Origin of the sequence: Cobetia sp. D5, from assembly GCF_035666195.1 — a bacterium.
GTDB classification, from domain to species: domain Bacteria; phylum Pseudomonadota; class Gammaproteobacteria; order Pseudomonadales; family Halomonadaceae; genus Cobetia; species Cobetia amphilecti.
The window spans coordinates 63,563-76,377 of record NZ_CP142020.1 but is presented as its reverse complement, the minus strand read 5'-3'; the positions used below and the strand labels follow the sequence as shown (position 1 = coordinate 76,377).

Annotated in this window: 12 protein-coding genes; 5 read left to right on the top strand and 7 right to left on the bottom strand. The window is 62.8% G+C overall.

Going from position 1 to position 12,815, the window contains the following annotated elements; all coding sequences use genetic code 11:
- Positions 1–41: 41 nt before the first annotated feature.
- From U0O11_RS00340 to glnK, 3 genes are all read left to right on the top strand, one after another.
- Complete coding sequence (locus U0O11_RS00340; protein ID WP_324691021.1) at positions 42–380, top strand: P-II family nitrogen regulator; 339 nt, start codon at positions 42–44, stop codon at positions 378–380.
- A 31-nt stretch (positions 381–411) separates the two neighbouring features.
- Entirely contained in the window at positions 412–1,659 is a 1,248-nt protein-coding gene (locus U0O11_RS00335) for an ammonium transporter (protein WP_043331583.1), read from the top strand.
- Between the two features lie 149 nt (positions 1,660–1,808).
- A complete protein-coding gene (glnK, locus tag U0O11_RS00330) occupies positions 1,809–2,147 on the top strand; it encodes a P-II family nitrogen regulator (protein ID WP_024951507.1) in 339 nt (112 codons plus the stop codon).
- Positions 2,148–2,276: 129 nt separating this feature from the next.
- Here the strand turns inward: glnK and U0O11_RS00325 are convergent, their stop codons facing one another.
- On the bottom strand, positions 2,277–3,053 hold the full coding sequence (locus U0O11_RS00325) for a ferredoxin--NADP reductase (RefSeq protein ID WP_043331585.1): 777 nt from the start codon (positions 3,051–3,053) through the stop codon (positions 2,277–2,279).
- Positions 3,054–3,339: 286 nt separating this feature from the next.
- Here U0O11_RS00325 and U0O11_RS00320 point away from each other — a divergent pair, with 286 nt between their 5' ends.
- On the top strand, positions 3,340–4,287 hold the full coding sequence (locus tag U0O11_RS00320) for a LysR family transcriptional regulator (RefSeq protein WP_107335730.1): 948 nt from the start codon (positions 3,340–3,342) through the stop codon (positions 4,285–4,287).
- Positions 4,288–4,434: 147 nt separating this feature from the next.
- Here U0O11_RS00320 and U0O11_RS00315 read toward each other — a convergent pair whose 3' ends face one another.
- Positions 4,435–4,863, bottom strand: a complete 429-nt coding sequence (locus U0O11_RS00315; protein ID WP_043331587.1) for a host attachment protein — start codon at positions 4,861–4,863, stop codon at positions 4,435–4,437.
- A gap of 255 nt (positions 4,864–5,118) precedes the next feature.
- The gene (locus U0O11_RS00310; RefSeq protein ID WP_284893031.1) at positions 5,119–7,062 is read right to left on the bottom strand and encodes a methyl-accepting chemotaxis protein; all 1,944 of its coding nucleotides are present in this window, start codon (positions 7,060–7,062) and stop codon (positions 5,119–5,121) included.
- A 335-nt stretch (positions 7,063–7,397) separates the two neighbouring features.
- Between U0O11_RS00310 and U0O11_RS00305 the strand changes: the two genes are divergently transcribed.
- Positions 7,398–7,946: a hypothetical protein gene (locus U0O11_RS00305; protein WP_284893029.1), complete on the top strand. Its 549-nt coding sequence runs from the start codon at positions 7,398–7,400 to the stop codon at positions 7,944–7,946.
- Positions 7,947–8,091: 145 nt separating this feature from the next.
- On the opposite strand, the gene U0O11_RS00300 is transcribed toward U0O11_RS00305, so the two are convergent.
- The 4 genes from U0O11_RS00300 to U0O11_RS00285 all read right to left on the bottom strand — a co-directional run bounded on the left by U0O11_RS00300 (position 8,092) and on the right by U0O11_RS00285 (position 12,491).
- Complete coding sequence (locus tag U0O11_RS00300) at positions 8,092–8,820, bottom strand: amino acid ABC transporter ATP-binding protein (protein WP_043331784.1); 729 nt, start codon at positions 8,818–8,820, stop codon at positions 8,092–8,094.
- Positions 8,821–8,898: 78 nt separating this feature from the next.
- Positions 8,899–10,023, bottom strand: a complete 1,125-nt coding sequence (locus U0O11_RS00295; RefSeq protein ID WP_043331588.1) for an amino acid ABC transporter permease — start codon at positions 10,021–10,023, stop codon at positions 8,899–8,901.
- A 10-nt stretch (positions 10,024–10,033) separates the two neighbouring features.
- A complete protein-coding gene (locus tag U0O11_RS00290) occupies positions 10,034–11,224 on the bottom strand; it encodes an amino acid ABC transporter permease (protein ID WP_043331589.1) in 1,191 nt (396 codons plus the stop codon).
- 241 nt (positions 11,225–11,465) lie between these two features.
- Positions 11,466–12,491 carry an amino acid ABC transporter substrate-binding protein gene (locus tag U0O11_RS00285; RefSeq protein ID WP_153635024.1) on the bottom strand — a complete coding sequence of 342 codons (1,026 nt, stop codon included), beginning with the start codon at positions 12,489–12,491 and terminating at the stop codon, positions 11,466–11,468.
- Positions 12,492–12,815 lie beyond the last annotated feature (324 nt).

The window sequence follows — 12,815 nt, the reverse complement described above, 5'->3', positions numbered from 1 at the left end:
TTAACAAGAATGATCATTCCGGTAGCGAACGGGGGCAGCACATGAAACTGATCACCGCCATCATCAAACCCTTCAAGTTGGACGACGTGCGAGAAGCACTGGCCGACAACGGCGTGCAGGGGATTACCGTCACCGAAGTGAAGGGCTTCGGACGTCAGAAGGGGCATACCGAGCTGTATCGCGGTGCCGAGTACGTCGTCGACTTCCTTCCCAAGGTCAAGATTGAAGTGGCTGTCGATGACAACAGTGTGGAATCGGTACTGGACGCCATCACCCAGGCGGCCAACAGCGGCAAGATCGGCGACGGCAAGCTGTTCGTCACTCCGCTGGACGATGTCATCCGTATCCGCACCGGTGAACGCGGCGCCGACGCTGTCTGAGCCCCGCGCACAATAACAAGGAGAACCCCGCATGAACGAGATCATCGAGGTCAAGTACGCACTTGATACCTTCTACTTCCTGGTCTGTGGCGCCCTGGTGCTATGGATGGCAGCCGGCTTTGCCATGCTCGAGGCCGGTCTGGTCCGCGCCAAGAACACCACCGAGATCCTGACCAAGAACGTGGCGCTGTTCGCCATCGCCTGCACCATGTACATGGTCGTCGGTTACCACATCATGTACTCGAGCGCCGAAGGCGGCTTCCTGCCGAGCCTGGGCTTCCTGATCGGTGCCGAGAATACCGCTGAGGAAGCGCTCGCTTCCGGTGGCGACATCTACTACAGCGCACGTTCCGACTTCTTCTTCCAGGTGGTGTTCGTGGCTACCGCCATGTCCATCGTCTCCGGTGCGGTCGCCGAGCGCATGAAACTGTGGGCCTTCCTGGCCTTCGCCGTGGTCATGACCGGCGTCATCTATCCGGTGCAGGGTTACTGGACCTGGGGTGGCGGCTTCCTGAGCGCAGCGGGCTTCAGCGACTTCGCCGGTTCCGGCATCGTGCACATGGCCGGCGCTTCCGCCGCACTGGCAGGCGTGCTGCTGCTGGGCGCTCGCAAGGGCAAGTACGGCAAGAATGGTGAGATCAATGCCATCCCGGGCGCCAACCTGCCGCTGGCCACGCTGGGTACCTTCATCCTGTGGCTGGGATGGTTGGGCTTCAACGGCGGCTCCGAGCTGGTGCTGTCCAACATCGATGAGGCCAACGCGGTCGCTCAGGTCTTCGTCAACACCAATGCCGCTGCCTGTGGTGGTGTCATCGCCGCGCTGATCCTCGCCCGTCTGTGGTTCCGCAAGGCTGACCTGACCATGGCCCTCAACGGCGCGCTAGCTGGCCTGGTCGCCATCACTGCGGGTCCGCTGGCACCGAGCGTCGGTGCTGCCACCCTGATCGGCGCCGTCGGCGGTCTGCTGGTCGTGTTCTCCATCGTCGGTCTCGACAAGCTGAAGATCGATGATCCGGTCGGCGCCATCTCCGTGCACGGTGTGGTCGGTCTCTGGGGTCTGCTGGCCGTGCCGCTGACCAATGACGATGCCACCTTCTCCGCACAGCTGCTGGGCGCCGCCTCCATCTTCGCCTGGGTGTTCATCGCAAGCTTCGTGGTGTGGCTGATCATCAAGGCCATCATGGGGATTCGCGTCAGCGAGGAAGAAGAGTACGAAGGTGTGGATCTGGCCGAATGTGGTATGGAGGCCTATCCGGAATTCACCTCCAGCCGCAAGTAAGCCTGGACGCGACAGCACCTGCAGCATCAAGACTCCCGCCACCTGGCGGGAGTCTTTTTTCCTGACTGGATAAGCGGTGTATGCTTGAGTCAGAGACCGGCGTGACGAGCAGGCCTCGTTACCCGCACCATCACCCAAGGAGAGACACGATGAAACTGGTCACTGCCATCATCAAGCCATTCAAGCTCGACGACGTGCGCGAATCCCTGTCGGAGATTGGCGTGCAGGGTATCACCGTGACCGAGGTCAAGGGATTCGGCCGCCAGAAGGGCCACACCGAGCTGTATCGGGGTGCCGAGTACGTGGTCGACTTCCTTCCCAAGGTGAAGCTGGAAGTCGCGGTGGATGACGCCATGATCGATTCCGTGATCGAGGCGATCACCAATGTCGCCAACACCGGCAAGATCGGCGACGGCAAGATCTTCGTCTCGCCGCTGGAGCAGGTCATTCGCATCCGTACCGGCGAGACCGGCAAGGACGCCGTCTGAGCCTCTGGCGCAAGCCCCTGGCACTGACGTGCTGCCCCGACGGGTGACATGAGCACACAAAAAACCGCAGGCCATCGGCCTGCGGTTTTTTCGTTTCAGCACTTGTCGCTCATGCGTGATGCGCACGGATCACTTCTCGACGAAGGCACGCTCGATCACGTAGTCACCCGGCACGCCCATCTTCGGCGAGATGGCGAAGCCGCGCGCATCCAGCATGGCGCTGATGTCGTCGAGCATCGCCGGGCTGCCGCAGATCATGGCGCGGTCACGCTTCGGGTCCAGCGGCGGCAGGCCGATGTCCTCGAACAGCTTGCCGTTCTCGACCAGATCCGTGATGCGGCCCTGGTTGCGGAACTCCTCGCGCGTCACGGTCGGGTAGTAGATCAGCTTCTCGGCGATCTCTTCGCCCAGATACTCGTGCTTGGGCAGCTCTTCCGCGATCATGTCGGCATAGGCCAGCTCGGAGACATGGCGCACGCCGTGCATCAGGATGATCTTGTCATAGCGCTCATAGGTTTCCGGGTCCTGGATGACGCTCAGGAACGGCGCCAGACCGGTGCCGGTGGAGAACAGGTAAAGGTTCTCGCCCGGCAGCAGGTCGTCCAGTACCAGCGTGCCTGTCGGCTTGCGAGAGACCATGATCTGATCGCCCGGCTGCAGGTGCTGCAGGCGTGAGGTCAGCGGGCCGTCCTGCACCTTGATGGAGAAGAACTCGAGGTGCTCCTCGTAGTTCGGGCTGGCGATCGAGTAGGCGCGCATCAGCGGCTTGCCTTCGACTTCCAGGCCGATCATCACGAACTGGCCGTTCTTGAAGCGCAGGCTGTCTTCACGCTGAGTGCGGAAGCTGAACAGCGAATCGTTCCAGTGATGGACGTCGATGACTTCGGTTGTGGTCAGACTGCTCACCTGATGGCCTCCCGGGGCGTGGCCCCTCGAATTCGATATTCTTTATTGGCATAAACAAATAACAGCTTATGACCCAATGAACTATGCAGCGATTGTAGTCACTGCAGGGTTATGCGTTAAATGGTTTATCTGGATATAGGTTATCTAGTTTACCAATATTGGTTGCGAATGAATCGCATTTCAACCTTGATCGTGCAGGATTCGCCCGCTCTGACGGCGAATCCTGCGTTGCGTTCACTTTCGCCTCCTCATCTCTGCCCCTTCACTGCATGCCCCGGGAGGTCGAATGCGCTACAGCCTTCGCCAGCTGGCCGTCTTCGTGGCGGTCGCGCGGCATGACAATGTCTCGCTGGCCGCCGACAGTCTGGCCATGTCGCAATCAGCGGCCAGCACGGCACTGGCCGAGCTGGAGCGTCAGTTCGATTGCCGCCTGTTCGATCGCCATGGCAAGCGCCTGCGACTCAATGGTCTGGGGCGTGAGCTGCTGCCCAAGGCGATCGCGCTGCTGGACCAGGCCGAGGAGCTGGAGCAGCTGCTCGGTCAGCAGGACGCCACCGGCTCGCTGGAGATCGGCGCGACGCTGACCATCGGCAACTATCTGGCGCCACAGATCATCGGTGACTTTCTGCACCATCACCCCGCCAGCCGCGTCGAGCTGCACGTGCACAACACCCATCAGCTGATCGACAAGCTGGTGCACTTCGAACTGGACATCGGGCTGGTGGAAGGCGAGGTGGAGCATCCGCTGCTGGAGGCGACCCACTGGGTCAGTGATCGGCTGAGCATCTTCTGTGCGCCGTCACACCCGCTGGCACAGGGCGAGGTCACGCTTGAGCGCCTGCTGGCGGCACGCTGGATCATGCGCGAGCGTGGCTCCGGCACACGCGGCACCTTCGAGCAGGCATTGCGCCCACATCTGGACGGGCCTTCGACCAGCGTTTCCCAGCGCCTCGACATCATGCTGGAGCTGGAACATACCGAAGCCATCAAGCGCGCCGTGGAAGCGGGGCTCGGCATCGGCTGCATCTCGCGCCTCGCGCTGAGAGATGCCTTTCGGCGCGGCAGCCTCGTCGAGCTGCCCACTCCATGGCTGGAGCTGACGCGCGCCTATCGCTTCGTCCACCATCGTGACCGCTTCATCACCCAGGCGATGCGAGAATTCGTCGCCGGTTGCCGCAACCTGAGCGGCAGCGCCTCACGCAGTGACGAGATCATCCTGCCGCAGGTGCCGTGATTCGCACACGCTCGGCCTTCTGCAACCGAGCCTGCTGACACTACCACCTCACGTCATGAGGCTCACAACAATAGTGACTGCTCACACACAGACGCCGCCAGCGTTTCCGCTGGCGGCGTCCTGGTCTCTGCATGACGGGGGGTGTGATCAGTGAGTCAGGCCGGTGAAACGCGCCTTGATCTCATCAGCGCTCTCGTGGGAGAGGTCCTTGTCGACGGTTTCCGTCACCAGCTTGGCAACCGGCTTGTCGAGCTTGTCGCGCAGCGCCCCCAGGAACTTGGGAGCGGCGGCGATGATCAGCTGATCGAACTTGCCGTCATTGGCCGTCTGCTTGAGGTATTGCGCGACTTCCTTGGCGAAGAAGTCCTGATGCTTGTCAGAGGTCGCGCCATCATCGCCAGTCTGATGCAGGCTGCCGTGCCCGCCGCTGGATTCACCCTTGCCACCGGTTCTCAGGTCACCGGTATGCTGGCGGCTTTCAGGATGTACGAGGCTTTCCACTTCGGTGACCTTGCCAGCGGCACGGGCAAAGATACGTGCACGTGCGGCGTCGGCAGCAACGATGTAAGTAACCATTTACACACTCCCTGTCTCTCGTGAGGCGTCGTTGATGAAGAATGACGATCATCGCTTCGCTTTCAATTGACTACATGCTGGCACCCTTGCGCACATTCAACCCTTGCCGCTCATTTCCCGTACACCACCCCGCCAGCCCGACGCCTGAAGGTCGACAGGCAAGCGGATAACCAAAAACGCCAGGGCCGCCCCGAAGGGCGGCCCTGGCGTCTGATGCCTGTCACTCGCGACTGACAGGCCCGCGTGCTGACGGCCTTACCAGGCTTGCCAATCCAGCTCCTCCGATGCGACGGGTCTGGCAGCGCGGGGATTGGAGCCCTGTGCGGACAGGGTGCCTGCGCTGCGCGGCGCCATTGCGGGCGGCTGTGCAGGGCCATCCAGACGGAAGCGGCCCACCATCTCGGCCAGACGCGCCGACTGCTCGGAGAGCGCATCCGCTGCCGCGGCGGATTCCTCCACCAGCGCCGCATTCTGCTGTGTCACCTGGTCCAGCTCGGCCACGGCGCTGGAGACCTGTCCGACACCGTGATTCTGCTCCTGGGTGGCATGGCTGATCTCGCCGATCACCTCACTGACACGCATGACGCTGGCGACGATCTCGTTCATGGTGCTGCCGGCCACCCTGACCTGTTCGGCACCATTGCGCGTGCGCTCGTTGGCGGAGCTGATCAGCGTGGCGATTTCCCGCGAGGCCTCGGAAGAGCGCTGGGCGAGGGTACGTACCTCACCGGCCACCACCGCGAAGCCACGTCCCTGCTCGCCGGCGCGTGCCGCCTCGACGGAGGCATTCAATGCCAGCAGGTTGGTCTGGAAGGCGATGGAGTCCATGACACTGACGATCTCGGTGATCTTGCGCGAGTCGTCATCGATGCCCTGCATGGTGGTGACGACCTCTCCGATCACCTCGCCGCCGCGACGCGCGACCTCACTGGCCGACTTGGCCAGCCCGTCAGCTTCATGTGCGGAGTCCGCAGACTGGGCGACGGTGCCGGAAATCTGCTCCATCGAGGCCGAGGTTTCCTGCAGATTGGCCGCCGCCTGCTCGGTACGTGACGACAGGTCCTGGCTGCCCTGGCTGATCTCGGCGGCGGCGGTCTGCACCGCACCGCTGGCGAGACGAATCTCGCTGAGCACGCCATTGAGGGTCGAGACGAAGCGATTGAAGGCATTGCCGATCTCGGCGACTTCATCACGCCCGCTGACCTGAATGCGCCGCGTGAGATCGCCCTCGCCTGCAGCGATATCCACCAGCGCATCACGTACCAGCGCCAGGCCGCGCAGACTGCGGCTGGCGATCCACGACATCACGGCGGCCGCCCCCAGCAATACCAGCAGCGTCATGGCCAGCGTGGTCCACAGCTGGGCATAAAGCGGTGCATCTGAATCGGCCACATCCAGGGCCAGCGCCAGACGCCAGCCGGTATCTCCCAGCCCTGCCGAATCCAGCTCGGCACTGAACATGCGGTAATCACGCTGCTGGATATCGACCTCCAGTGCCGACTGGCCCGCGGCCACCAGGCGATTGCTGCTGGCCAGGGTCTCGGGCGTCAGGGCCGATGCGAGTGCACTCATCGGCTTGAGCACCAGGGCATCATCCGGGTGGGCGATCAGCGTGCCGGTATCGTCGATCAGGAAGGCGAAGCTGTTGGGCGTCGGCGAGAGTTCGGCGACCGTGCGGGTGATGAACGCCAGCGGCAGATCACCACTGACCACGGCGACCAGCCGTGAGCCGCGATAGACCGGCGCCGCCACGCTGATTTCCAGTTCGCCACTGGTGGCACCGACATAGGGCGCCGTGATGACGGGCTTGCCGGTCGCCACCGCCGCCTGATACCAGCCACGTTGGCGCGGGTCATAACCTGCCCGCCCCGGGCGCCCATCGAAGTAACGGAAGCGACCATCCGGGAAGCCGACATAGGTCTTGCTGAAGTCGCCCTGCTGCATCGCCTGGGTCAAGGCGGCATCGGGGAAGTTCTCGAGGCTACTGGCCGCGATGCCGCTCACCGCATTGATATGCACGCTGAACCACTGGCTCAACTGGGCGGCGTTCGATCTCAGCAACTGTTGCTGGTAGTCGCTCTCATCGGCATGCGTATTGCGGAACGTGGTCCAGGCATTCAGGCTGCTGACGACCACCAGCGCCACCAGCACTATCGCCACACAGGCTAACGTGATGCGCGCACGTAACGAGGCAAACATCGCCACTCCTTGGTTCAAATCCATCGGGAAGGGGGCCGGGGGCGCCAGCGCAGAGCGCGTCGGTCTGCCCCTCGGTGGCAAGGCATGCAGGCATGCGGTGTACCGGCGTCATCATCGGTACGTGCCGCCCTCTGTATCGGCATGCCCGGCCTTTCCTTTACCCCGCCAGCCACATGCAACGCTCCTCCATCGTCGCCGGAACCGACACTGGCGTCGCGACTCCCGGACATGACGTCGATGGCGAAGTGCGTGCTAACATCCGCCCAACGCGGGGTGCCGCCTGCCCGTCTGCCACCGCTCCCCTCATCCTGTGGTCTTTTCTCGGAGAAGTTTCGATGCGCAATCTGCTCCTGATGCGCCGCCCGCTGCCCCGGCGCGTGCTGGTCACCGCTCACCTGATGCTGCAGCTGGGATTGCTGGCGGCTGCCAGCGACTGGACGCTGCAGCACTTGACGCCCATCGGGCCTGACAACTCGCTGGTCGCGCAGTGGCCGGTACTGGCGCAGGGTGTCGGCGGTTTCCTGCTGGCCTTCGTGATGACGCGCCTGCTGTTCGAGTTGCTGATGGCGCCGCATCACCTGCTGAGCATTCGCGGGGCCAATCACACCCTGGATGCCGCGGCGCTGGTGACGCGCTCCATCTCGCGCCGCCCTGCGGTGCACGACAATGACGACAGCTGGGTCGGCAAGCCGCGCAGCGTCACCTGGCCGCGCGAAGGCGAAGAAGCGCCCGCTGCCACAGCGGCGACGGCGACATCTGCCGATACACCTGCCGCTGCATCGCCCAAGGCCGCGGCCAAGCCGCAGGAGCCAAGCCTGGGCAGCGATGAAGAGCTGCCAGACACCAACAGCAGCGAAGTACGCCGCACCGAGCCCAGCCTCTAAACGAGCCTCTTTATCCAGAGGCGTGAGATGATAGTAAGCGCCCACCGACTGGCCTTGCGACTCACACACGAAAACGCCGCGCGTGATGGATATCACGCGGGGCGTTTTCTGTTTACGGCTTACAGCATCCGTTCAGGCCGTGGCCTCAATGCCCCAGAATCTGGCTGAGGAACAGCTGGGTCCGCTCGGACTGCGGATTGTTGAAGAACGGCTCCGGCGCGTTCTCTTCGATGATCTGGCCCTGATCCATGAAGATGACGCGGTCGGCGACGGTCTTGGCGAAGCCCATCTCGTGGGTCACGCACAGCATGGTCATGCCTTCATTGGCCAGTTCGACCATGACATCCAGCACTTCCTTGATCATCTCCGGGTCCAGCGCCGAGGTCGGCTCATCGAACAGCATCACTTCCGGGCTCAGACACAGCGAGCGCGCGATCGCGACACGCTGCTGCTGGCCGCCGGACAGCTGACCGGGGAACTTGTGGGCCTGATCGGCGATGCGCACGCGCTCCAGGTACTTCATGGCTTCGGCTTCCGCCTCGCGGCGCGGCCGCTTCTGCACCCAGATCGGCGCCAGACAGCAGTTCTCGAGCACCGTCAGATGCGGGAACAGATTGAAGTGCTGGAACACCATGCCGACGTTGCGACGGATCGCCTCGATCTGCTTGATGTCCTGGGTCAGCGGCATGCCGTTGACCACGATATCGCCTTCCTGATGCTCCTCGAGATGATTGATGCAGCGGATCATCGTCGACTTGCCGGACCCCGAAGGGCCACAGATGACGATACGTTCGCCCTTGCGCACGCTCAGGTTGATGTCACGCAGCACGTGGAAGTCGCCGTACCACTTGTTGAGGCCCTTGAGCTCGATCATCGGGCGCTCATCGGCGCCGGTGTTGCCCTGCGAGGCGGATGTTGTCGTTGTCATGATGAAGATTCCTTGGCGCCGTGATCAGCGCTTCTTGTGACCGGTATGCAGCAGGCGCTCGAGATACTGGCTGTAGCGCGACATGCTGAAGCAGAAGACCCAGAAGACCAGCGCCACGAAGGCGTAGCCCTCGATGGAGTAGCCCAGCCATTTGGGGTCGGCGAGACCGGCCTGCACGATGGCGAGCAGATCGAAGAGCCCGATGATCAGTACCAGCGAGGTGTCCTTGAACAGGGCAATGAAGGTATTCACGATGCCGGGAATCATCAGCTTGAGCGCCTGGGGCAGCACGATCAGCCCCATGTTGCGCCAGTAGCCCAGCCCCAGCGCCATGCCGGCCTCGGTCTGTCCCTTGGGGATCGCCTGCAGGCCACCACGCACCACTTCCGCCATGTAGGCACTCTGGAACAGGGTGATGCCGATCAGCGCGCGCACCAGCTTGTCGAGATTGACCTCACCGGGCACGAACAGCGGCAGCATCACCGAGGCCATGAACAGCACCGTGATGAGCGGCACACCGCGCCAGAACTCGATGAACACCACACAGATGCTCTTCACGATCGGCATCTCGGAGCGACGCCCCAGCGCCAGCAGGATCCCCAGCGGCAGCGCCGCCACGATACCCACCACCGCCAGCACCAGTGTCAGCATCAGGCCGCCCCACTCGTGGGTACCGACGATCTCGAGGCCGAAGCTGCCGCCATGCAGCAGGAAGTAGGCAATGAAGGGGAACACCGCCAGGCTGACGATGGCGACCCAGCCCTTGGCCGGCAGCTTCGGAATCGCCAGCCAGGCGATCAGGGCCGCAAAGACGGCGAAGACGATATCGACCCGCCAGGTTTCCTCACTCGGGTAGAAGCCGTAGATGAACTGATCGAGACGCGCACTGATGAAGACCCAGCAGGCGCCCTCCCCCGTGCAGTCCTCTCGTGAGGTGCCGCTCCAGCTGGCATCGATCAGCGCCCACTGCAGGCTGGGCACCACCAGCAGATAGACCAGATACAGCGCGAACAGCGTGAACAACGTATTGATCGGTCCGGCGAACAGGTTGCTGCGCAACCAGGCCACCGCGCCGATGCTGTCGCTCGGCGCCGGACGGGAATCGATCATCTTCTCGGTGACCCGTGACAGGGTCTTTTCAATCGACATGGGCAGACCCTCAGCGCTCGACCAACGCCATGCGGGCGTTGAACCAGTTCATGAACATGGAGACCAGCAGACTGATGGTCAGATAGACCAGCATCGTCATGGCGATCACCTCGATGGCCTGACCGGTCTGGTTGAGCGTGGTACCCGCGAAGACCGAGACCAGATCGGGATAGCCGATGGCCGTGGCCAGCGACGAGTTCTTGATCAGGTTCAGATACTGGCTGGTCAGCGGCGGGATGATGACGCGCAGCGCCTGCGGCACCACCACCAGACGCAGTGTCATGCCACCGGACAGCGACAGCGCCCGTGACGCTTCGGTCTGGCCGTGCGGTACCGCTTCGATGCCGGAACGCACGATCTCGGCGATGAAGGCTGCGGTATAGACCGACAGCGCGACCCACAGGGCGAGGAACTCGGGGACGACCGTGATGCCGCCACGGAAGTTGAAGCCCTTGAGTTCCGGCAGCTCCCAGCTCAGCGGCATGCCCATCGCGAAGTAGGCCAGCAGCGGCGCCACGATGATCAGGCCGAGCGAGATCCAGCCCGCCGGCAGGCGCTGACCGGTACGGGCCTGACGCTGGCGGTTCCAGTAGCTGAAGATGCCGCTGGCGACGACGGCCAGCACGAACACCGCAATCACCACCGAGAAACCGCTGGAGGTGATGGGGGCCGGCACGAACAGGCCGCGCACGTTGAGGAAGAACGCCTCGCCCAGCGACAGCGAGCCACGCGGACTTGGCAGGGTTCTCAGGACGGCGAAATACCAGAAGAAGATCTGCAGCAGCAACGGGATGTTGCGGAAGACTTCGATATAGACCGCCGCCAGCCGCGAGATCAGCCAGTTGGGGGACAGACGCGCGACCCCCATGACGAAGCCGATCACGGTCGCGGCGATGACACCCAGCGCGGATATCAACAAGGTATTGAGCAGGCCGACGATGAAGGTATCGCCATAGGTGGATTGCTCGGAATAGTCGATCAGGCTCTGCAGGATGCCAAAGCCTGCGGTGTTGTCCAGAAAGGCAAAGCCGGTGGTGATGCCACGGCTTTCGAGGTTGGTCAGGGTATTGCTGACGATGATCGCCAACACACCGAACACGCCTGCCAGCATCAATAGCTGGAAGATCAGTGCCCGCTTGGCCGGGTCACGCCAGAATGGCGGCTTGACCGTGGCCGGCGGGCGAGAAGCAGGTTGTGTCATACAGGCAATCTCCGCCGGAAAGCTATGCGACTTCCGCCTGCCGTCCTATCGAACGGCAGATCAGTTATCTCTCGGCACTCGATGAATGGGTCACGAGGTACAGGCTGGGGCTCATTAACCGGGGCCCACATGACGCTGGCCAGAGGAAGTGGAGCAAGACGCTCACTTCCCCTGGCCAGCGTCCTTGCTCAGCCTGTCATGAGGGGCAAGGCCCACCCGCAGTACAGGGCGAGCCCGCGCATCAGCGAACCGGCGGGGCGTACTGGACGCCGCCATCGGTCCACAGTGCGTTTAAGCCGCGCTCGATACCCAGTGCGGAGCCGGTACCGACGTTGCGCTCGAACATCTGGCCGTAGTTACCGACCTGCTTGATGACCTGGTAGGCCCAGTCAGCCGGCAGCCCCATGGCTTCCCCGTAGTTGCCATCGGCACCGACCAGGCGCGCGACGTTCGGGTTGGTGTCCGACTTCTTCTCTTCGATGTTGTCGGAGCTCAGACCCATCTCTTCGGCGTTGATCTGCGCGAACAGGGTCCATTTGACGATGTTGAACCACTGGTCATCGCCCTGACGGACGACGGGGCCCAGCGGTTCCTTGGAGATGACTTCCGGCAGCACCATCGCGGATGCCGGATCGGAGAGCTTGATACGCAGCGCGTAGAGCTGGGATTGGTCGGAGGTCAGGACGTCACAACGACCGGCTTCGAAGCCCTTGACGGTCTGGTCGGAGGTATCGAAGACGACCGGCTCGAAGGACATGTCGTTCAGGCGGAAATAGTCCGCCAGGTTGAGCTCGGTGGTGGTGCCGGACTGGATGCAGACGGCTGCCCCGTCCAGCTCCTTGGCACTGGAGACGCCCAGGTCCTTGCTGACCATGAAGCCCTGGCCGTCGTAATAGTTCACGCCAGCGAAGTTGAGGCCCAGTGAGGTGTCACGGGTCGCCGTCCAGGTGGTGTTGCGGGACAGGACATCAATCTCGCCGGACTGCAGCGCGGTGAAACGCTCCTTGGCCGTCAGCGGTACATAGCGCACCTTGCTGGCATCGCCCAGCACGGCGGCGGCGACGCCGCGGCAGACGTCGACATCGAGGCCCTGCCAGTTACCGGCGTCATCCGGTGCCGAGAAGCCCGGCAAGCCGGTGCTGACGCCACACTGGACAAAGCCCTTTTCCTTGACGCTATCCAGGGTCGCGGCACTGGCGCCTGTCGCCATGGAGGCGGCCAGGACAGCGGCGCTAGCGATCAGCAGTGGCTTCTTGTTGTTATGCATCGTGATTCCCTCGCGAAAGTCTGGAGTCCGCTCGATCAGCCTCGAGTCAGAAGTGGTGCAATGCATTGCATGGCACCTACCGACAATAGCAAGCCGCGTTCCAATTTCCGCCTATCGCGTGATCCGCTGCGTTCAACGCTGAAAAAAGCGCTAAAACCCAGTGATATAGGCCAAAGCCTCGGAGTGGGGCGGCGGATCATTCCGCGCGATTGCCGCGCAGTTAGGCTCATGGCGAGACCAGTTCGCCTCATATCGGTGCAAAATAAAAACGGCCGTTTCATTGCGAAACGGCCGTTGGCGGTGCAGCGATGTGGCGCGAGTGGC